Source organism: Pseudoalteromonas distincta (genome assembly GCF_005877035.1).
Taxonomy (GTDB): Bacteria; Pseudomonadota; Gammaproteobacteria; order Enterobacterales; family Alteromonadaceae; genus Pseudoalteromonas; species Pseudoalteromonas distincta.
In genome coordinates this window covers 383,647-404,253 of sequence record NZ_CP040558.1, presented here as the reverse complement: position 1 = coordinate 404,253, position 20,607 = coordinate 383,647, and the positions used below count along the sequence as shown (strand labels likewise).

19 protein-coding genes are annotated in these 20,607 nt (G+C 41.0%); 3 read left to right on the top strand and 16 right to left on the bottom strand.

Translation table 11 applies throughout. The features are described 5' to 3' along the window. Positions 1-18 precede the first annotated feature (18 nt). The gene (locus FFU37_RS01790; protein ID WP_138488562.1) at positions 19-894 is read right to left on the bottom strand and encodes a TolB-like translocation protein; all 876 of its coding nucleotides are present in this window, start codon (positions 892-894) and stop codon (positions 19-21) included. Positions 895-1,050: 156 nt separating this feature from the next. Here FFU37_RS01790 and FFU37_RS01785 point away from each other — a divergent pair, with 156 nt between their 5' ends. The 3 genes from FFU37_RS01785 to yjjG all read left to right on the top strand — a co-directional run bounded on the left by FFU37_RS01785 (position 1,051) and on the right by yjjG (position 3,247). Then, positions 1,051-1,950 carry a phosphoribulokinase gene (locus FFU37_RS01785; RefSeq protein ID WP_002958002.1) on the top strand — a complete coding sequence of 300 codons (900 nt, stop codon included), beginning with the start codon at positions 1,051-1,053 and terminating at the stop codon, positions 1,948-1,950. A gap of 63 nt (positions 1,951-2,013) precedes the next feature. Next, entirely contained in the window at positions 2,014-2,559 is a 546-nt protein-coding gene (yjjX, locus tag FFU37_RS01780; protein WP_100218333.1) for an inosine/xanthosine triphosphatase, read from the top strand. A 13-nt stretch (positions 2,560-2,572) separates the two neighbouring features. Next, on the top strand, positions 2,573-3,247 hold the full coding sequence (gene yjjG / locus FFU37_RS01775; RefSeq protein WP_138488561.1) for a pyrimidine 5'-nucleotidase: 675 nt from the start codon (positions 2,573-2,575) through the stop codon (positions 3,245-3,247). An 81-nt stretch (positions 3,248-3,328) separates the two neighbouring features. On the opposite strand, the gene lpxC is transcribed toward yjjG, so the two are convergent. The 15 genes from lpxC to rsmH all read right to left on the bottom strand — a co-directional run bounded on the left by lpxC (position 3,329) and on the right by rsmH (position 20,585). Beyond that, a complete protein-coding gene (lpxC, locus tag FFU37_RS01770; RefSeq protein WP_002957999.1) occupies positions 3,329-4,240 on the bottom strand; it encodes a UDP-3-O-acyl-N-acetylglucosamine deacetylase in 912 nt (303 codons plus the stop codon). Between the two features lie 106 nt (positions 4,241-4,346). Beyond that, a complete protein-coding gene (gene ftsZ / locus FFU37_RS01765) occupies positions 4,347-5,591 on the bottom strand; it encodes a cell division protein FtsZ (RefSeq protein ID WP_138488560.1) in 1,245 nt (414 codons plus the stop codon). Between the two features lie 21 nt (positions 5,592-5,612). Further along, the gene (gene ftsA / locus FFU37_RS01760) at positions 5,613-6,845 is read right to left on the bottom strand and encodes a cell division protein FtsA (RefSeq protein WP_007582937.1); all 1,233 of its coding nucleotides are present in this window, start codon (positions 6,843-6,845) and stop codon (positions 5,613-5,615) included. Beyond that, positions 6,842-7,627, bottom strand: coding sequence for a cell division protein FtsQ/DivIB (locus tag FFU37_RS01755; RefSeq protein WP_002957996.1), 786 nt, complete (start codon positions 7,625-7,627; stop codon positions 6,842-6,844). Before FFU37_RS01755 ends, ftsA begins: the two co-directional genes overlap by 4 nt. Position 7,628: 1 nt before the next feature. Further along, positions 7,629-8,549, bottom strand: a complete 921-nt coding sequence (locus FFU37_RS01750) for a D-alanine--D-alanine ligase (protein WP_039485318.1) — start codon at positions 8,547-8,549, stop codon at positions 7,629-7,631. Continuing rightward, the gene (murC, locus tag FFU37_RS01745) at positions 8,546-9,997 is read right to left on the bottom strand and encodes a UDP-N-acetylmuramate--L-alanine ligase (RefSeq protein ID WP_039485322.1); all 1,452 of its coding nucleotides are present in this window, start codon (positions 9,995-9,997) and stop codon (positions 8,546-8,548) included. The genes FFU37_RS01750 and murC overlap by 4 nt, the downstream gene beginning before the upstream one ends. Continuing rightward, positions 9,998-11,074, bottom strand: a complete 1,077-nt coding sequence (gene murG, locus FFU37_RS01740; protein ID WP_138488559.1) for an undecaprenyldiphospho-muramoylpentapeptide beta-N-acetylglucosaminyltransferase — start codon at positions 11,072-11,074, stop codon at positions 9,998-10,000. Next, positions 11,071-12,246 (bottom strand): cell division protein FtsW, encoded by a 1,176-nt coding sequence (gene ftsW, locus FFU37_RS01735; protein ID WP_024606332.1) that lies wholly within the window; start codon positions 12,244-12,246, stop codon positions 11,071-11,073. The genes murG and ftsW overlap by 4 nt, the downstream gene beginning before the upstream one ends. After that, positions 12,243-13,577: a UDP-N-acetylmuramoyl-L-alanine--D-glutamate ligase gene (gene murD, locus FFU37_RS01730; RefSeq protein ID WP_138488558.1), complete on the bottom strand. Its 1,335-nt coding sequence runs from the start codon at positions 13,575-13,577 to the stop codon at positions 12,243-12,245. Before murD ends, ftsW begins: the two co-directional genes overlap by 4 nt. Further along, positions 13,578-14,660, bottom strand: a complete 1,083-nt coding sequence (gene mraY, locus FFU37_RS01725) for a phospho-N-acetylmuramoyl-pentapeptide-transferase (protein WP_002957990.1) — start codon at positions 14,658-14,660, stop codon at positions 13,578-13,580. Further along, a complete protein-coding gene (locus FFU37_RS01720; protein WP_138488557.1) occupies positions 14,660-16,042 on the bottom strand; it encodes a UDP-N-acetylmuramoyl-tripeptide--D-alanyl-D-alanine ligase in 1,383 nt (460 codons plus the stop codon). Before FFU37_RS01720 ends, mraY begins: the two co-directional genes overlap by 1 nt. Further along, complete coding sequence (gene murE, locus FFU37_RS01715) at positions 16,039-17,517, bottom strand: UDP-N-acetylmuramoyl-L-alanyl-D-glutamate--2,6-diaminopimelate ligase (RefSeq protein ID WP_138488556.1); 1,479 nt, start codon at positions 17,515-17,517, stop codon at positions 16,039-16,041. Before murE ends, FFU37_RS01720 begins: the two co-directional genes overlap by 4 nt. Beyond that, on the bottom strand, positions 17,510-19,327 hold the full coding sequence (locus FFU37_RS01710; RefSeq protein WP_002957987.1) for a peptidoglycan glycosyltransferase FtsI: 1,818 nt from the start codon (positions 19,325-19,327) through the stop codon (positions 17,510-17,512). Before FFU37_RS01710 ends, murE begins: the two co-directional genes overlap by 8 nt. Further along, a complete protein-coding gene (gene ftsL / locus FFU37_RS01705) occupies positions 19,324-19,650 on the bottom strand; it encodes a cell division protein FtsL (RefSeq protein WP_002957986.1) in 327 nt (108 codons plus the stop codon). The genes FFU37_RS01710 and ftsL overlap by 4 nt, the downstream gene beginning before the upstream one ends. Continuing rightward, positions 19,647-20,585 carry a 16S rRNA (cytosine(1402)-N(4))-methyltransferase RsmH gene (rsmH, locus tag FFU37_RS01700; RefSeq protein WP_024606338.1) on the bottom strand — a complete coding sequence of 313 codons (939 nt, stop codon included), beginning with the start codon at positions 20,583-20,585 and terminating at the stop codon, positions 19,647-19,649. The genes ftsL and rsmH overlap by 4 nt, the downstream gene beginning before the upstream one ends. Positions 20,586-20,607: the final 22 nt, after the last annotated feature.

Below are 20,607 nucleotides of genomic sequence, written 5' to 3'. Positions count from 1 at the left end.
TGAATTTATTTGCCTGCTTTACTTTGTTATATCACATACAAAAGCGAGTTTTTCATTGTTGTAACTCATTCTTGTTATATTTGTTTCGCAGTAGGTGCTTAAATTAAGCCATTGCGATACTTCATCACTTCCATCAAGTTTACGCTGATAAACGCGGTTTTTAATAGCATAAGCAATGGTCGCATTATCTTTTAAAATAAAATCTTGAACTTGAGCCGGTAACCTTAATAAGTCTTCAACTTGTTTATCTTGTGGATTAAAACTCGCTAAAATGTGTTGCTCGTTTTTAGTGTAACTAAATAAAAATGCAGCCATTGAGTTGTTATAAATAAGCGTCCGTCCAATATTACTGGCAGCTATTTCCCCCTTCGCTTGTGCAACAGAAGTATATTGAAGAGTGTGAGGCTTTCCTAAAATAAACATCACTAAATCATTTTGGACACCCCATGCATGGTATCCAACAGGTTCAATCCAATCAAAAATACGACTTGGCGCATCTTGATTTTTGAGTGGGTATTGCCACAATTTTTGCTTACGGTCAGCTTCTACAACAATCGCTGATATCGCACCACCACTTGGCATAACCGTTGGTGAATATTCGCTTACAGGAGAGTTAGTTATATTGGTAACTTTTTTTGACGTGAAATCATAATAAGCAATATCAGTTTGGCTTTGCCCTTTATTAATTACTTCATGAGTAAAGTATAAACCTGTACTTGTTAAGTGCGGTTGGTTGTTATAACTATTTTTATCGCTCACTATACTAACTTGTACCCCGAAAGGTGTATTTAAATCAGCAAGTAATACTTGGCTTTTTGGCATGCTAGCCTGCACCACTATTGGGCTCAGCGCTGCTATAGAAAATAATCCAAGTAATGGTTTAATAAGTTTCATGCTTTCTCTCGTTTTAATTTTAAGCACCTCATGATAACGTTATTTGCTGATGGCGTCACTTGAGCTAAGTCAGTCAACTCTTAAGATACCCAAACGACTTAAAATAATGTTAAGTTTAGTCTGGTTATAAACCTGGTCCTAAAAAAGAGAATTAACATGTCAGCTAAAAATCCTATTATTGCGATTACGGGTTCATCTGGTGCGGGTACAACCACCACAACGAATGCAATTAAACATATTTTCCGTAGCCTTAATATTCAAGCGGCTTTTGTCGAAGGAGATAGCTTTCATCGTTACACTCGCCCCGAAATGGATAAAAAAGTTCGAGAAGCACAACAAGAAGGTAAACATATTAGTTACTTTGGCCGAGAGGCCAATGACTTTGGCGCTTTAAAAACGCTGTTCGAAAACTATAGCGAAACAGGTCAAGGAAAGTTACGCCGCTACTTACACACCTTTGATGAAGCCGTTCCGTACAATCAATTACCAGGTACATTTACACCTTGGCAAGATCTTGACCATAATACTGATATTTTGTTTTATGAAGGATTACACGGTGGTGTAGTTGATCAAGATGTAGACGTTGCAAAGCATGTCGATTTATTAATAGGCATGGTTCCAATTATTAACCTTGAGTGGATTCAAAAATTAATACGCGATACATCCGAACGAGGCCATTCTCGCGAAGCGGTTATGGGCTCTATTGTGCGCAGTATGGATGACTATATAAATCATATTACCCCGCAGTTTTCTCGTACCCATATTAATTTTCAACGCGTGCCAACCGTTGATACATCAAACCCATTTAGCGCCAAAGATATTCCATCTCTTGATGAAAGCTTTGTAGTTATTCGCTTTAGGGGTATTGATGATGTTGATTTTCCTTATTATTTACGGATGATCGAAGGCAGTTTTATGTCTCGTATTAATACGCTTGTAGTACCAGGGGGCAAAATGGGCTTAGCTATGGAGCTGGTTCTTACTCCACTTATTAAAGATATTATTTTGAAAAAGCGTGCACTGGAAAACTTAGCACCTTTGGATATACCTATTTAACTCTTCTTCTAAGATTGGGCTATCTCACGTACACTGCTGATTTTAGTAACAATAAGGGACATTGTGTTGTACTCATTAAAAATTATTGTGGGTTCTAAAAACCCTGTAAAAATTAACGCTGCTAAACATATTTTTGCAATGTATTTCCCTGAACATGAAATTGATTGCCAAGGTGTTGATGCTCCATCCAATGTGCCAGATCAACCTATTGGCGAAGAAGAAACACGTGTTGGCGCACAAAACCGTGTTAATTATTGCAAAGAGCATTACCAAGCTCACTACTACGTGGCAATGGAAGGCGGTGCAGAGCAATTTAGCTATGGTGCAGCAACCTTTGCTTACGTAGTTATTGATAATGCCTTAAATCAGGTTGTAGGGCGCAGCAGCAACCTCCCCTTGCCTCAAGTGCTTTATAACGCATTACTTAATGGCGAAGAGCTTGGCGATGTAATGGACAAAGCATTTAATACCACCAACGTTAAACAAAAAGGGGGCGCTATTGGGTTACTTACAAACAATCACGCCACGCGCGAAAGCACCTATACACAAGCACTCACTTTAGCTATGGCGCCCTTTCTACACGTAGATCTCTACAGCCAAACAAATTAATTTAGGAAGTTTAATGAAATACAACTATGTATTGTTTGATGCAGACGAAACCTTATTTAGGTTTGATATTTTAGCGGGCATGACTCGCATGTTTAAAGCTTACAACGTAGATTTTAGCCAAGACGATTATGTTCATTATCAAAAAACCAATAAGCAGCTGTGGGTTGATTATCAAAATGGCACTATTAGCGCAGATTACTTACAAGTAACACGCTTTAATGAATGGGCTTCAAAACTTAATGTACCCGCAAAAGAGCTAAACGATGCTTTTTTAGATGCTATGGCGCAAATTTGCGAGCCATTACCTGGTGCTATTGAGCTTTTAAATAAACTTAAGCCAAATGCTCGATTAGGTATTATTACTAACGGGTTTGCCCGCTTACAAACCGTACGCCTTGAGCATACTGGCTTAAAAGATATGTTTGAATGGTTAGTAATATCTGAACTTGTGGGTATAGCAAAACCAAATAAAGCGATTTTTGAGCACACATTTGAGCTAATGGGTAACCCTGATAAAAGCAAGATACTTATGGTGGGTGATACTGCTGCAAGCGACATACTTGGCGGCAACAATGCAGGTATTGATACTTGCTGGTTACAACACCCTGGTGAGCAATTAGCCGATGGAATAAAACCAACCTATACAGTAACTCATTTAAATCAGTTACAAGATCTTTTAGAGTTATAATAGAGTAAATTTTACACAAAAAAAATGACGCTAATTAGCGTCATTTTTTATAACTGTTTGCGAGCTGTTCTTTTACTGCTTTTAGGCTGGAGCTAACTCAAGACCGGGTGCAGGCATCGTCACAGGCGTTTCAAATGTTGCCCACTCCCATGCTGACTCTGTAGCCATAATTTTACGTAGTAATTTATTATTTAAATCATGACCCGATTTAAATGCTGTTACTTTACCTAAAAGATTATGACCTGTCATAAACATGTCACCAACACAGTCTAATATCTTGTGCTTAACAAACTCATCGCTATAACGTAAGCCATTAGGATTTAAAACTTTGAATTCATCAAGTACCACAGCACTATCCATGCTACCACCTAGCGCTAGGTTGTTTGCATGCATGTATTCAATATCTTTCATAAATCCAAAAGTACGCGCACGGCTAATTTCTTCAATAAAGCTTTGCGTTGTTATATCCAACCCAATACGTTGGCGACTTTCATTGATAGCTGGGTGGTTAAATGCAATCTCAAAGTCGATATGAAAACCATCATATGGTTCAACTTCAGCCCACTTACCATCTTCTTCAATGCGTACTTTTTCTTTAATACGGATAAAGCGTTTAGCAACGTTTTGTTCTTCAATTCCGCCTTTTTGTAACAGATATATGAATGGTAATGCACTACCATCCATAATAGGCACTTCTGAGCTATCTAATTCTACAATTAGATTATCAATCCCCATTGCAGCCACGGCTGCAATAAGATGCTCAGTAGTTGATAAGCGAACACCATCTTTGTTAATTAAACAGGTACACAACTGCGTATCACCAACGGCTTCAGGTGTTGTTTCAAAATCAACAACCGGATCAAGGTCGACACGACGAAATACAATCCCAGTATTTGCGCTCGCAGGTCGGAGAGTTATTGTGACCTTCTCACCTTTATGAAGTCCAATTCCTATGGCTTTGACTACTTGTGCAATCGTACGCTGTTTAATCATAGGTATGCTCACTTTTAAATCAGTTACAGTTAGACTGTGGAGTTTAACATAAATCCTTTTGCCTTTCAATATTTGTACATATTTCAAACAAAAGTATTATTAAATGTTAATCTGCCTGCTTACGTAAAAAAGCGGGAATATCAAAATAATCACCACCTTCTGATTTATCTGCTTTTTTACTATTTTGCGCTGAAGAACTTGAACTACTTGAAGCCGTTGAAGGCGCTTTTTCTTTGCTTTGCGCTTGCTCTTTAGTCGTATTTTCTTCAGTGTTTGTATCTTGGCTTGCAAAGCTTGGTACGTACATACTGCTCGTTTGGTTTGATGTGCTTGCAACATCAGAACCTGATGCTTTTTTAAAGCCGTTATCAACAATACCAAACTGTGGACGACGATCGCCGCCTAAACCAGTTGCAACAACCGTTACACGTAGCTCATCAGTCATTTCTGGGTCGATTACCGCACCAACAACAACCGTTGCGTTTTCTGACGCAAGTGCTTTAACGTGATTACCAACAATTTCAAATTCTTCAATCGCAATGTCCATACCAGCGGTAATATTAACTAAGATACCTTTAGCACCTGTTAAATCAACGTCTTCTAGTAGTGGGCTTGAGATAGCGGCTTCTGCAGCTTCTTGTGCACGATCAGGACCTGACGCAGACGCCGTTCCCATCATTGCAGTACCCATTGCAGACATTACAGTTCTAACATCGGCGAAATCCACGTTAATTAAACCAGAACGTGTAATTAGCTCTGCTATACCTTGTACCGCACCAAATAATACGTCATTAGCTTTAGCGAAGGCATCTAGAAGTGTAGTCCCTTTCCCTAAAACTTTAAGCAATTTATTGTTAGGAATTGTAATAAGTGAATCTACAATTTCTGACAATTCATTAATGCCTTGTTCAGCGGCTGCTGCACGTTTTTTACCTTCAAAATCAAAAGGACGTGTTACAACTGCAACAGTTAAAATACCGAGTTCTTTAGCAATTTTAGCAACTACCGGTGCTGCACCAGTACCTGTACCACCGCCCATACCGGCTGCAATAAATACCATATCGGCGCCTTCAAGGCTGGCACGAATTGTATCTGCATCTTCTTCAGCCGACTTACGGCCTACTTCAGGGTTTGCGCCCGCACCCAACCCAGAGGTTATTTGCGTGCCTAGTTGAACTGTGATATCGGCAGCAGAGTTACGTAATGCTTGCGCATCCGTATTAGCGGCTATAAAACGCACGCCTTCTATTTGTTGTTTTACCATGTGCTCAACAGCGTTACCGCCACCACCGCCCACGCCGATTACTTTTATTACAGCTTCTTCGCTGTGTTGTTCCATTATATCAAACATGTTTACTCTCCGACTTGAGTCTTAAAACTCGCCTTGGAACCATTTAGTAATGCGGTTCCACCAATTATTGTTATCCTCTGCTTTCGACTTTTGTGCATTCATCGATTGCATGGTACGCCCGTATTGTAACAAACCAACAGCGGTTGCGTACGAAGGATCATCTACATAGTCTGTCAAACCAACCATCCCGATTGGTTTGCCTATTCTTACTGGCATTTGGAAGATGTCTTCTGCCACTTCCATAGCGCCAGTCATTTTAGCAGTTCCGCCTGTTATAACGAGACCTGCCGCAATTTGGTCTTCTAAGCCTGAACGACGAATTTCTTCCATCGCAAGCTCAAATAATTCTCTAAAACGAGGCTCTACCACCTCAGATAATGTATGGCGCGACATTAATCTTGCTGGTCGCCCGCCTACACTTGGTACTTCAATTGTGTCTTCGCTACTTGCCATTTGGCTACTAGCACATGCGTATTGTACTTTGAGTGACTCTGCATGTGATATAGGTGTGCGAAATATTTTTGCAATATCACCAGTAACTTGGTTACCCGCTACAGGTATAACCGCAGAGTGACGAAGTGCGCCATTAATATAAATGGTGATATCCATAGTGCCGCCACCAATATCAAGTACTGCAACACCTAGCTCTTTTTCGTCATCTGTTAGTACAGAATAGCAAGACGCAAGTGCAGTAAAGATAAGTTGATCGACTTCAAGACCACAGCGTTCTACACATTTTTCGATATTTTTTGCCATATCGTTTGAGCACGTAATGATATGTGCACGCGCTTCCATACGAACGCCGCTCATGCCTAGTGGGTTTTTAATGCCCTCTTGCATATCGATGCTGTATTCTTGCGGCAATGCATGCAGCATTTTACGCTCTGCTGAAATAGGCACAGAACGCGCAATATGTATTACGTTTTCAATGTCTTCGTCAGTGACTTCGGTGTTATTGATTGCCACCACACCACTTTCGTTTTGGCATTGTATATGTTTGCCAGAAATACCCAAATACACAGAGCTTATACGACAATCAGCCATTAACTCGGCCTCGTCTATTGCTCGTCGAATAGACTCAGACACTAAGTTTAAATCGTTAACGCCGCCTTTATCCATACCATGAGATACTTGGCTGCCCACACCAACAATGCTGAGCTTGTTATCTGCGGTGATTTCACCTACCGTGGCAACCACTTTCGAGGTGCCAACGTCTAATCCTATTACTAGGTTTCTTTCTGCTGACTTAGTCATGCCTTACTCTTATTTTGTAATTGTTCTTCTTGCATTGGCTTAAAGCTTACTGCAAGGCCGGTATCATACCGTAAATCGATTGTATCTACTTGTGCATCTGCACGTTGTTCCATTCGTGGATAAACGTCTATAAAACGTTGTACACGCTTGGCTTTATCTTTACGCCCTAAATTTAAGCGAATCCCGTTATCTAGCCAAAGTTGCCACGAAAAACGCTCCGATAATGCCAAACTTGTTAATGTTAAACCATTAACTCTGAGCATTTCATCAAATTGCTTAAAAGCAACCCACGCCTCTTCTTCGCTACCTTCTGGGCCATATAACTGCGGTAAGTTATCATCTAACTTATCGCTGCTGGCTTGAAATGCTTGGCCACTTTGGTTGAGCAACAAGTCGCTATTCCAGTGGGCAACTACTTCATGTTCAACTACATACACCTGTATAGTATCAGGCCATTGTTTACGTACCGAAGCGGTAGCAACCCAAGGCAAGTCTTGAACTAGCTGCTGCACGTGCTTAACATCAAGTTCAAAAAAACTACTTAAATCGGCTTTTTTAATTGCTTTTATAATTGCCGTTTCATCTGTGTATTTGGGATGCCCTTGCACTGTAAGGTGCTTAATTTGAGCATCTTTATTTTCAACTAACCAATCAGATACACCTGTGGTTATTTGTACTAAGCCTATAACCACAACCAGAAAAAAACTCACTCCAAAAATCAGCGACCAATTAAAGTTAAGTTGCTGTTTTAATTGTTGAGCTTTTTCTAAAAGGGGATGCATATTAAAGCGTTTGCTCTAAAATGCGAACAACTAATTGCTCAAAAGTTGCCCCGTTCGCTTTTGCAGCCATCGGTACTAGTGACTTTTCAGTCATGCCTGGTACTGTATTTACTTCAAGCAGGTAAAAATTCCCTTGCTCGTCTTGCATAGCATCAACACGACCCCAACCACTTGCACCCACTAAATCAAACGCATCTAGCGATATGGCTTGTAAGTACTTAGTATCTTGCTCTGATAAATCTGCAGGGCAATGATACTGGGTTGTATTTGATTGATACTTAGCTTGGTAATCGTAAAAACCATTAGGTGTCGTCATCTCAATGACTGGTTGTACATCGTCGCCCAGCACCGTAATTGTAAACTCACGACCAGTGATCCACTGCTCTACAAGTACTTGGTTATCAAACTTAAATGCATTAGCTAGTGCATCTTCAAGCTCTTGTGTTGTACTTGCTTGCGCCATACCTATGCTTGAACCTTCATGCGATGGCTTAACCATTACCTTTTTAAATTCATCCATAATGGCTTTAGCATCAAAGCCTTTTTTAGCATCAACTACGGTATAAGGTGCAGTGCTTAAACCCGCTGATTTAAATAAGTGCTTACAACGTACTTTATCCATAGCAAGTGCTGAACCTAGTACATTACTGCCCGTGTAAGGCAAGTTCATAAATTCAAGTGCACCCTGCACTGTGCCGTCTTCGCCACCACGGCCATGCAAAGCAATAAAAACGCGATCTACATTTAATTCTTTTAACTCCCACAAAGAACGACTTTGTGGGTCAAATGCAATTGCATCAATACCACTATTTTGCAGCGCATTTAAAACAGCCTGACCCGATCGTAAAGACACTTCACGCTCTGCTGAGTTACCACCTAGCAGTACCGCTACTTTACCAAATTGTGTGTTTACCTGAGTCATACTTCACCTTGCTTAAGTTTTTCTATCGACATACCCGTTGCAGCTAATGTTTTAACTAACTGACCTATATTACCAGCGCCTTGGGTTAATACTAAATCATTGTTTTGTAAATTTGCGGCCAAAACACCTGCAAGCTCAGCATTTGTTGCTACGTGCAGCGGCTCTTTGCCACGTTGGCGAAGGCTACGACATAAGCTTTTGCTGTCGGCCCCTACAATAGGATCTTCACCAGCGCTATACACATCAAGTAATAGTAACTGATCTACATCAGCAAGTACTTTTACAAAATCTTCGTATAAGTCGCGTGTACGAGAAAACCTATGAGGTTGATAAACCATTACTAAACGCTTATCAGGCCAACCTTCACGTACTGCTGCAATTGTTGCTGCAACCTCTGAAGGGTGATGCCCGTAATCATCAACTAACATCACATTGCCCCGCTCGTTTTCAAATTCACCATAGTGCTGAAAACGACGACCAATGCCTTCAAACTTCTGCAGCGCTTCTAAAATTGCATGATTCGCAATGTTTTGATCTTTTGCAACAGCAATCGCAGCGGTTGCATTAAGTGCATTGTGTCTACCTGGCATATTCAATGTGGCAGTTAAACACTCACCTTGTTTGTTAGTTACTGTAAATGTGCACGTATTAGCTGATTGGCTAAAGTCGCTCATGCGATAATCAGCATCCTTCGATTCACCATACGTAATAACAGGGCGGCCAAAGCGCGGAATAAGCTCAGCTGCAACTTCAGAATCAATACATACAACAGCTAAACCATAAAACGGCAAGTTATGAATAAAATCCACATATGTGTCTTTCATCTTTTCAAGACTGCCGCCATAAGTATCCATGTGATCTTCTTCGATATTTGTGATCACTGATACCATTGGCTGTAAGTGTAAAAACGACGCATCGCTTTCATCAGCTTCTGCTATTAAAAAATCACTTTTGCCTACTTTTGCGTTACTACCTGCGCTATTTAACAAGCCACCAATAATAAAAGTTGGATCAAGTCCTGCTTGTCCATAAATACTCGCAATTAGGCTTGTTGTCGTTGTTTTACCATGCGTACCCGCAATGGCTATACCGTGGCGAAAACGCATTAGTTCTGCGAGCATTTCTGCGCGGCGCACAACAGGGATTCTTGCGGCTTTAGCTGCAATAATTTCAGGGTTTGTTTCATCAATCGCGCTTGAAACAACCACTACATTGGCATCTTTCACGTTATTTTCATGATGGCCAATAAATACCTCAGCACCGGCTTTAATTAAGCGATCTGTCATAGCGCTATGAGCAATGTCAGAACCTGTAATACGGTAGCCTTCAAAAGCGAGTACTTCAGCAATACCGCCCATACCGGCTCCACCAATACCAATAAAGTGAATGGTTTCTATTCGGCGCATTGCTGGGCGCGTGTGTTTTTCTTGTACTGACGTTTCTTTCACTTATTTTCTCTTATTTGTTACTTGCTCACAGTGCGTTGCTACGCTTGCTGTGGCATCTAAAATAGCTTGTTTTTTTGCATTTGTAGCCATTTCAGTAATTAATGAAGGTTGGGCTAAATATGGGCTTAATAGTTCAACAATTGATTGTTTATTAAACTGCCCTTGTGGCATTAATAATGCGCCATTAGCCATCACTAAATATTGTGCGTTTGCTGTTTGATGGTCGTCCACGGCATGTGGAAAAGGAACAAAAATAGCCATTTTACCTGCTGCTGCAATTTCGCTAACAGTTAATGCACCAGCGCGGCAAACAACAATATCAGCCCAGCTATACGCCGCGTCCATATCATCAATAAATTCAGCTATTTTTGTATTACCATCCGCAAAGCCATGCATTTTATAAGCTGTTTCTACAGTAGATAAATGACCTTTACCTGTTTGATGCCATACGCTTATAGGAGCTGTATTATTTAGTACTTTAAATGCTTCTGGTAATGTTTGATTAAGCACTTGTGCACCGAGCGAGCCCCCTACCACTAAAATATTAATAGGGCTTGATACATCGCGTTTGACTATATTCATAACGCTTTGGCGAACTGGGTTACCTACTAGCTCGGCTTGACCCTGTGCAAAAGCACTTGGGAATGCTGCTAATACACGTGTAGCCACCTTAGCTAGCAGTTTATTGCTCATACCCGCTACAGCGTTTTGCTCGTGAATAACTAACGGAATACCTAAACTCTTTGCGGCAATTCCCGTGGGTCCCGTAACATAACCGCCCATTGCAAGTACTACATCTGGACGCTGTTCTTTCAATACCTTACGCGCTTGCAATACTGCATTAACTACCATGAATGGGGCTTTAATAAGACGTTTTAATCCGTTACCACGAACACCTTTTACATTAATAAAATCAATATCTATATTATGCTTAGGTACAACGCTTGCTTCCATTCGATCTGGTGTGCCAATCCAGCTAACTTGCCAGCCTTGCTGTTTTAAATAATCAGCCACTGCAATACCAGGAAAAATGTGTCCGCCAGTTCCACCAGCCACTACTACTAATTTTTTACTCATCGCTTGCCTCCACGTGAGGTGGCTTGTTTGGTTGCCATTTTGGTTTCAAAATCTACGCGCAATAAAATACCCGTGGCAATGGTCATAATTAACAAGCTTGAACCACCATAAGAAATAAATGGCAGGGTTAAACCCTTAGTTGGCAAAATACCCGCGCTCGCACCTACATTCACCATGGTTTGAAATGCAAACCAAATACCAATGGCAAACGAAAAATAGCCTTCGTATTCTTTGCCACACTTAAGCGCTTGTTGGCCTATTAATAACGCTCTAAATACTAAAGTAGCTAATACCATTAAAATACTTACAACGCCTATTAAACCAAGTTCTTCACCTATTACAGCAAAAATAAAATCGTTATGCGCTTCAGGTAAATATTGCAGTTTTTGTACACTGTTACCTAAGCCTTGGCCAAACCAACCACCTTGGCTATAAGCCATTAGCGATTGAACCAACTGATAACCTTTACCAAAAGGATCATCCCAAGGGTCTAAAAAGCCGACAACACGCGCCATTCGATATGGTTCAACAATAATCAGTAATACAACCAGACCGACGCCAGTTAGAATAAGTACAAAGAACTGCCATAATTTAGCGCCAGCTAAAAACAGTAAACCAACCGTTGTTACAAACATAACAACCACTGTGCCTAAATCAGGTTGCAGCAAAATAAGCAGCGCATACACTGCAAATACAGCTATTGGCTTTGCAAAGCCTTTAATATTTTCTTGTACTTCTTCGCGTTTTCTTACCAAATAACCCGCAATATAACTAAAAAAGTATAATTTAGCGGCCTCAGCCACCTGAAAACCAACAGGGCCAATAGGTATCCATCGTTTAGCACCATTCACTTCACGCCCAACAATCAATACCGCTATTAACAGCACCATGCCTAGTATTAATAAATAAGGGTTGGAACGTTTCCACCAATCCATTGGCACACAAACACTTATCCAAAAAAGCACAAAAGACATTGCCAAAAACATGCTGTGGCGAATAGTAATATGGTATGGGTCATCAAATAACCGCTCTGCGGTCGGCATTGAAGCGCTGGTTACCATGATAAAACCAACACCAATTAACATAATTACGCAGTACAACAGCGGTACATCATACAACTGACCTGAAGGTTTTGGTGTTAATGCATCTCTTATATCGGCAAAAGCAATCATAGTTGCCCTGCCATAACACATTGAATAAAGTCATCACCGCGCTGCATATAGTTGTTATACATATCAATGCTGGCACATGCAGGTGCTAACAAAACAATATTGCCTGTACTACTCAGTACGTTGGCCAAAGCAACGGCTTCTTCCATGTTGTTAGTTAAATAGCTCTTATTGGTAATCGCAGCTAAGTCACTTGCATCTTTACCAAAACAAATTAATGCTTTTACATGCTGTTCTATGTAGGGTTTAAGTGCATTTAAATCAGCGCCTTTAGCATCGCCACCTGCAATAACAATCAGGTTTTCACCATCACTAGCCAAGCTATCTATTGCAGCAATGGTCGCTCCAACATTCGTTGCCTTTGAATCGTTAAAATACTTTACACCGTTAAGCTCAGCTACAAATTGGCAGCGATGAGCCAATCCATTAAATTGACCTAACGCGCTCTTATATTGATCTTTACTTACTTCAAACGAACTTAAAAGCGCCATTACTGCAAGCGTATTTAAATAATTGTGCTTACCCACTACCGCAAGCGTATCAACAGGTAAAAAGGCATCGCCTTTAAGCATAAAATGAGTTTCGCCATTATGCTGCGCTAAATGGTAATCACCTTGTTGAGCACCAAAGCTGATTAGGGGGGTTGTACCGCGCTTAACTGGATGTGTTTGAATATCGTCTGCATTGACAACAATAAGCTCTGCACCGTCATAAATACTTAGCTTTGAGTCTATATAAGCTTGGTAACTGTCGTATCGGTCAAGGTGATCTTCTGACACATTTAATACCGTTGCACTCACAGGTTTTAAACTCGTTGTGGTATCTAGCTGAAAACTAGATAACTCAAGTACATACACGTCAAAATCATCGTTGAGTAAATCAAGCACCGCTGTGCCAATATTCCCACCCAAAGCAACTTTATAGCCGGCTTCTTTTAATACTTCATAAGCGAGCGTAACCACGGTTGATTTACCGTTAGAGCCCGTAACAGCAACAACCGGTTTTGTATTAATACGTGCAAATAACTCAACGTCGCCAATCACTTCAACACCTGCGTTAATTGCATTTGCAACAGCTGGTATTTTTAAGCTAAGCCCAGGGCTTATAATAATCATATTGCTTGAACAAAGCTCTGCGTCATCCAAATTACCAAAGTGGGTATCTAGATTTGGCGCATGCTCTTTTAACCAATCAATCCCCGGCGGGGTTGCTCGGCTATCAACGACCTTGGGGGCGAGGCCATGAGATAATAGAAAACGCACAATGCCCAGACCGGTTACACCGAGTCCGAGCACTGTTATTTGTTTGTTTTTTATCTCGTTTAAATACTGCATTTATCGAATCTTTAAAGTAGCTAAGCCAGCAAGCACTAGCACAACAGAAATAATCCAAAAGCGCACAATAACGCGAGGCTCTGGCCAACCTTTTAATTCATAATGATGATGAATCGGCGCCATTCTAAAAATACGTTGACCGCGTAATTTATACGACCCCACTTGTAATATTACCGATAGTGCTTCCATTACAAATACACCGCCCATAATAATAAGCAGTAACTCTTGGCGTACTAAAACAGCAATAATACCTAATGCGCCACCAAGTGCTAATGAGCCAACATCGCCCATAAACACTTGTGCTGGGTAAGTGTTAAACCATAAAAAGCCAAGCCCTGCGCCCACAATGGCAGTACACACAACCACAAGCTCACTCGCCAGCGGTAAATGTGGAATATGTAAGTAAGCCGAAAAGTTAATATTACCTGTTAAGTAAGCAATAATTGCCAATGCTGCAGCCACCAAAATAATTGGCACAATCGCCAAGCCATCTAAACCATCTGTCAGGTTTACTGCGTTTGATGTACCTACTATCGCAAAGTACGTGAGCACAATATAAAACAAACCTAATTGCGGTAATACGTCTTTAAAAAATGGAACAACAAGTGATGTCTCAGATGCTTGTGCACTGGTAAAGTACAAAGCAGTAGCTACAACTAATGCAATGACCGATTGCCAAAAGTACTTCCACTTAGCAATTAAACCTTTTGGGTCTTTACGAATAACTTTACGGTAATCATCAACAAAGCCAACAATACCTAATGAGCCAATTACAAACAGTGTTGCCCATACATATTTATTTGATAAATCGGCCCAAAGTAGCGTGCTGGTAAAAATAGCCGCTAAAATAAGTAAGCCACCCATAGTCGGTGTACCCGACTTAGACAAATGCGATTGCGGACCATCGTCGCGAACTGTTTGACCTATTTGCATACGTTGCAAACCACGAATTAACTTAGGCCCCAAATAAAGAGACATAATTAGCGCAGTTAAAATACCTAAAATGGCACGTAGCGTTAAATACGAAAAAACATGAAAACCACTAAAATACTGTGTTAAATACTCTGCCAGCCAAACTAACATTATGATACTCCATTGATGGCTTGTTGCTGGCCATTAACTAAATCGGTTACTAATAATTCCATGCGAGAACTGCGCGATCCTTTCACTACTATTGTTGTTTTTTTATTCACTTTATTAATGCTTTCTTGAATTTTTTGCTGCATCTGTTCGCGGCTCGAAAAGTGGCGATTAGGGAGTTCAAACACATCACTTGCGTATTTACTTAACACGCCTAATGTAAATAACTCATCAATCCCTTGTTCAAGTGCATACTCGCCAACTTCTTGATGGTACTTACGTGCATCTTCACCAAGCTCACCCATATCTCCGAGTGCTAAAATGCGGTGACCTTGCATATCACTTAACAAGTCAATCGCAGCCTTTACCGACTTAACATTGGCATTATAGGTGTCATCAACCACGGTAAGTAAATCAGACACTTCAATTAAATTAACGCGCCCTTTTACATCACCCATTGTGGCAAGTGCATTGGCTATTTCTTCAAGGGTTACATCAAATTCACTGGTCAGCGCCGCAGCGATAAGTGCATTACTAATATTATGCTTACCAGGTAGTGCCAAAGTAACAGGCACTTGCTTGTTTTTAGTGCAAAGCGTAAAGCTTGCACGCGCATTGCCATCAAGCGTGATGTTCTCTGCCCAAATGTCTAGTTTTTCGGTTGTAGAAAAGCGTTTAACATTACGCCCTTCAAGTTTATCTAACCAATACTGGCTAAATTCACTATCGCAACTAACAATGGCAACGCCGTCATCTTTTAGGCCATCAAAAATCTCACCTTTAGCTTTTGCAACGCCCATTAAGCTACCAAAACCTTCCAAGTGAGCTGCTGCAACATTACATACAACGGCCACATCTGGTTTTGTCATTGCCGTTGTGTAAGCAATTTCACCTAAGTGATTTGCACCTAGCTCAATAACAGCAAAACGATGTTGAGGCTCTAAGCGCAATAACGTAAGTGGGACGCCAATATCGTTGTTAAAATTACCTTTAGTAGCTAATACATCACCGTGAACCGACAAAATTGCCGCACACATTTCTTTTACGGTGGTTTTGCCTACACTCCCTGTAATTGCAATTGTTTTAGGCGCCACTTGCGCCATAACCGCAGTGCCAATTGCACCTAGTGCAATACGTGTATCGCTTACTATAAATTGTGGGATATCCACATCAACTTTGTGCTGAACAATAACGCCTATAGCGCCTTTTTGTTTAGCCTCAGCTATAAATTTATGGCCATCAAAATTTGGCCCTTTCAGTGCTAAAAACACTTCGCCATCGCACACTGTACGAGTATCAGTATTTATATTTAGCACGTGTTGATTATCACCTTGATAATCGGTTGTTAGCACATTAGCTAACCAATCAAAATCCATTGGGATCATTGTGTTATCCCTCTTACTGCTTTTTTTAGTTGTTCTTGTACATAGCGGCGATCGCAAAAGTCGATGCGCTTATCGCCTATAATTTGATAATCTTCGTGGCCTTTACCTGCAATCAAAATAACATCATCAGCTGTAGCATTTTCTATAGCAAAACGAATTGCAGTTGCTCTATCAGCCTCTAAATGTGCATTTTGAGGATGGGTTAGACCGCCTGCTACATCTGCAATAATGTCATCAGGGTTTTCTGTTCGAGGGTTATCGCTGGTAATAATCACTTTATTAGCGTTTTGCTCTGCAGCTTGCGCCATTAATGCGCGCTTACCTTTGTCTCTGTCGCCACCGCAACCAAATACACAACTTACACCACCTGGCACATGCAACTGCAATGCTTGTAATGCAAGTGCAAGTGCATCGGGTGTATGGGCGTAATCAACAACACACGTTGGCATGCCAGCTTGACTAAAAGCTTGCATTCGACCAGCGACTGGCTGTAACTGCGCACAACCAGCAACTAGTTGCTCAAGCGGATAACCTAGCCCTAGTAATGTAGCGAGCGCTGCCGTTAAGTTATATAAGTTGAATTCGCCAAACAGAGGCGATTTAATTGAAATATCACCCCAACTTGTCGACAACTGCGCCGAAATACCTTTACTTGAATATTCAACATCAGAAAAATAAACGTATCGGGCATTCTTAGGAGCTAAGTTTTTGCGGCCATAACAAATTAGGTTATTAAAATCATACTTTTCAAGCCATTGCTCAGCTTGAAAGTCATCTTGATTGAGCACTACAACTTGCGGTTCAAAATCACGGAAAAGCATTAATTTCGCATCACCGTAACTTGCCATATCACCATGGTAATCTAAGTGATCGCGCGAAAGATTAGTAAACACAGCCGCTTTAAACTGACATTTAGCAACGCGTTGTTGCACTAACCCATGAGATGATACTTCCATGGCTACCAGCTTTTTATGCTGCGAATTTAAATCGCTCAAAATATGCTGTAAATCAACTGTTGAAGGCGTTGTGTTTATCAGTGGAATTAAGTTATCAGGATGGCCATAACCTAAAGTACCTATAATAGCCGACTCAGTACTACAAAATTGTGCTAAGTGGGCAATCATTGCTGTGGTGGTCGATTTACCATTTGTACCTGTCACACCAATTAAATCAAGAGTCTGACTTGGTTGGCTATAAAAGCGACTAGCTAATTCTGGAAGCTTTTTATCAAGCTCTGAGACTAAATACAGTGGCTCAAAACTGCTTTCAAATTCACATAATCTGTCAGCAATGATAGCTATTGCGCCATTTTCAATTGCTTTATTAATAAATTGTCCGCCATCAAGTGTATGGCCTTTAATAGCAACAAATACATCCCCTGGCGTTACTTCACGGCTATCAAGGCGTAAATGCTTAACCAGTTGCGAGGGCGCATCTATTTCGATGTATTTTAAAATATCCTTTAAATCACGCATCGTTATCTTTACCTTGTACGTACGCAACCTCTTCCTTGTCAGGCGCTACGTTTAATATTCTTAATGCGTTAGAGATGATTTCTGCAAATGCAGGGCCAGCGGTGGCACCTCCATAGTACACATCACCACCTGGTTCATTAATCATAACTACCACGGCTAAACGAGGATTACTTGCCGGTGCTACACCTGCAAAGTAACCTACATATTCATCACCATAACCACCTGCTACGGCTTTTTTAGATGTACCTGTTTTACCAGCAGCACGATACCCATCAACTTTTATGTTGCGAGCAGTACCGTCTTTTTCAAATACACTTTCCATCATGTGGACTACGGCTTCTACGTCTTTTTGTTTAAAAATACGTTCGCCTTCAGGTATATTATCTTGCTTTAAAATAGTCAGTGGTCGATTAACTCCACCAGCGCCTAACATGGTATAAAAGCGCGCCATTTGCGCAGTACTTACCGAAATTGCATAACCAAATGATAAAGTTGCAATTTCAAAGTCAGACCAACGACGATTTGGATAAAACAAACCACTGCTTTCACCTACCATTCCAGTACCGGTGTCACTGCCAAAGCCTACTTTTTGATATAAGCCTACAAGGTAATCTTTAGGCACTAACTGAGTAACCTTCGCAACCCCCATATTTGAGGAGTACTTTAGTATTTCGCGCAGTGTTAGTTCGCCGTGATTACGAGTATCTCTAACTAAACTACCACCTAAACGCATCCAACCTGGGTAGGTATCAATCGTGTCATCTGCCTGAATGGCGCCGTAGTCTAGCCCAGCCAAAATGGCTAGAGGCTTAACAGTTGAGCCTGGTTCAAACAAATCTGTAATTGCGCGATTACGACGCTTATGAGGTGCAGCATCGCTTAAGTTATTTGGATTAAATGAAGGACTATTTACCATTGCCAGCACTTCACCGGTTTTAACATCAACTACCATAGCTGAGCCCGATGTGGCTTTGTAAGTCAGTACAGCTGATTTTACAGCTTTGTAGGCAATAGCTTGAATTCGTTGGTCAATACTTAGTTCTATACTTTCTGGCTCTACGCGCTCACGCTCGTCAAGCACTTCTACTTCACGCCCTTGTGCGTCTTTACGTATAGTGCGGCGGCCTTCCTCGCCCGTTAGAGCGTTTTCGTATAGCTTTTCAATGCCTTCAATGCCTTTACCGTCTATATTAGTAAAACCAATAACATGCGCGGTAACCTCACCGGCGGGGTAATAGCGTTTAGATTCATCTAGTAAATGAATACCTGGTAGGCGTAAATCGCCAATATAATTTGCTACAGCAGGAGTAACTTGGCGCTTTAAATAAACAAAGCGACGCGAGGGATCGTTTAATAGTCGAGAGTTAATCTTCTTAGGATCAATGCGCAATACATCAGCAAGCTCACGCCAGCGTAAATCGTTTTTATAATAAAGTGCAGTACGCTTATCAAGCTCAGCGGTATTTTCAGCTAAAGATAAATGATCTTCGCCGCTTTTACGTGCTTGTTTAATTACTTTAGAAACAAGCGACTTGTGCAATGCTTTAGGATCAGCATATACACTTACCACAGGCACACTTACCGCTAACTCTTTACCATTACGGTCAAAAATCATCCCGCGTTGCACATGTAGTTTTTCAACGCGTACGGTACGTTTGTCACTTTCTGAACGTGCTTTATCAGGTTCTATTACTTGTAAATAAGCAGCGCGAGATACGAGTGTTACAAACACCATAAACACAACTGCACACACCAGCATAAAGCGCCATGTGATTAAATTAGTGACTGGTTTTTTGCCTCTATTTCTCATTGTACTATTATTACCTGCTCATCTTGACTCGTAGGTCTTTTCATTTTCAATTGTGATGTAGCTACTTCTTCAATGCGTGCATGTTGCGAATAAAATTCTTCTTCAACAAGTAAGTAGCGCCACTCTAAATCGAGCTCATCGCGTTCTTGTAATAATTGATCTTGCTGTATAAGTTGGCCACGAGCTAAGTGGGTTGTTTGCACAACAGCTAAACTAGAAGCGAATATCACAACCAACAAGGCCGAGGTTAGCTTATTAGCTCCTAGGCCTTTTAATATTTCAAAGAATAAATTAGGTTGCCGATAGCTCGCTTTTTTACTCATCCCAACCTCTGTGCAATCCTAAGTACAGAACTACGAGAGCGTGGATTACGCTCTACTTCTGCAGCACTTGGCTTAATAGCTTTACCCACTGCTTTTAACGTCAGATTTTTATTTATTTGTGCATCAGTTAAAGGCAGACCTCTGGGTAATGCTTCTCCCTTACTCTGTTTTCTAATAAACTGTTTTACAATACGGTCTTCTAAAGAATGAAACGAAATCACCACTAAACGTCCGCCTGGCTTTAGCACTTTAACTGCAGACTGTAGCGCAGTTTGAATCTCTTCAAGCTCACTATTAATGTAAATACGAATAGCCTGAAAAGTACGGGTAGCTGGGTGTTTAAACTTATCTTTTACCGGTACAGCTTCATCAACAAGGTCAGCAAGCTGCTTGGTAGTTGTGATTGGCGTGTGCTCACGAACTTCAAGTACTTTGTGTGCAATGCGTTTACCAAACTTTTCTTCGCCCAATTTTTTAATTACGTGGGTAATATCATCCAACTCAGCCTCTGCTAACCACTGTGCTGCACTGCGACCTGTTGTAGGGTCCATACGCATATCGAGTGGGCCGTCTTTCATAAAACTAAAGCCACGCTCAGCGTCATCTAGTTGTGGTGACGAAACACCAATGTCTAATAAAATGCCATCCACTTTACCAATTAGATCGTTTTGCTGTGCTACTTCGTATAAGTTTGAAAAGCGAGTATGTGCAATTGCAAAACGTGGGTCATCAGCAAATTTTTCAGCTGATTGTATTGCTTGTGGATCTTGGTCAATTGCTTGCAGGCGACCTTCATCACCAAGGCGTGCTAAAATTTGCCCAGAGTGGCCACCACGTCCAAATGTACCATCCATGTATATACCATCTGGCTTAATTGCAAGGGCATCGATGGTCTCATCCATTAATACGGATACGTGTTCAAATTGCGCTGTCATTAGCTATTGTGTGCCTTTTTTT

Bases quoted from the DNA above. Each gene is read 5' to 3' on its own strand.
- yjjG (WP_138488561.1), top strand. From the start codon at position 2,573: ATGAAATACAACTATGTATTGTTTGATGCAGACGAAACCTTATTTAGG.
- FFU37_RS01750 (WP_039485318.1), bottom strand. From the start codon at position 8,549: ATGACTCAGGTAAACACACAATTTGGTAAAGTAGCGGTACTGCTAGGT.
- ftsZ (WP_138488560.1), bottom strand. From the start codon at position 5,591: ATGTTTGATATAATGGAACAACACAGCGAAGAAGCTGTAATAAAAGTA.
- ftsL (WP_002957986.1), bottom strand. From the start codon at position 19,650: ATGAGTAAAAAAGCGAGCTATCGGCAACCTAATTTATTCTTTGAAATA.
- mraY (WP_002957990.1), bottom strand. From the start codon at position 14,660: ATGTTAGTTTGGCTGGCAGAGTATTTAACACAGTATTTTAGTGGTTTT.
- ftsW (WP_024606332.1), bottom strand. From the start codon at position 12,246: ATGATTGCTTTTGCCGATATAAGAGATGCATTAACACCAAAACCTTCA.
- murE (WP_138488556.1), bottom strand. From the start codon at position 17,517: ATGCGTGATTTAAAGGATATTTTAAAATACATCGAAATAGATGCGCCC.
- ftsA (WP_007582937.1), bottom strand. From the start codon at position 6,845: ATGACTAAGTCAGCAGAAAGAAACCTAGTAATAGGATTAGACGTTGGC.
- FFU37_RS01790 (WP_138488562.1), bottom strand. From the start codon at position 894: ATGAAACTTATTAAACCATTACTTGGATTATTTTCTATAGCAGCGCTG.
- rsmH (WP_024606338.1), bottom strand. From the start codon at position 20,585: ATGACAGCGCAATTTGAACACGTATCCGTATTAATGGATGAGACCATC.
- FFU37_RS01720 (WP_138488557.1), bottom strand. From the start codon at position 16,042: ATGATCCCAATGGATTTTGATTGGTTAGCTAATGTGCTAACAACCGAT.
- murD (WP_138488558.1), bottom strand. From the start codon at position 13,577: ATGCAGTATTTAAACGAGATAAAAAACAAACAAATAACAGTGCTCGGA.
- FFU37_RS01785 (WP_002958002.1), top strand. From the start codon at position 1,051: ATGTCAGCTAAAAATCCTATTATTGCGATTACGGGTTCATCTGGTGCG.
- FFU37_RS01710 (WP_002957987.1), bottom strand. From the start codon at position 19,327: ATGAGAAATAGAGGCAAAAAACCAGTCACTAATTTAATCACATGGCGC.
- murG (WP_138488559.1), bottom strand. From the start codon at position 11,074: ATGAGTAAAAAATTAGTAGTAGTGGCTGGTGGAACTGGCGGACACATT.
- FFU37_RS01755 (WP_002957996.1), bottom strand. From the start codon at position 7,627: ATGCATCCCCTTTTAGAAAAAGCTCAACAATTAAAACAGCAACTTAAC.
- lpxC (WP_002957999.1), bottom strand. From the start codon at position 4,240: ATGATTAAACAGCGTACGATTGCACAAGTAGTCAAAGCCATAGGAATT.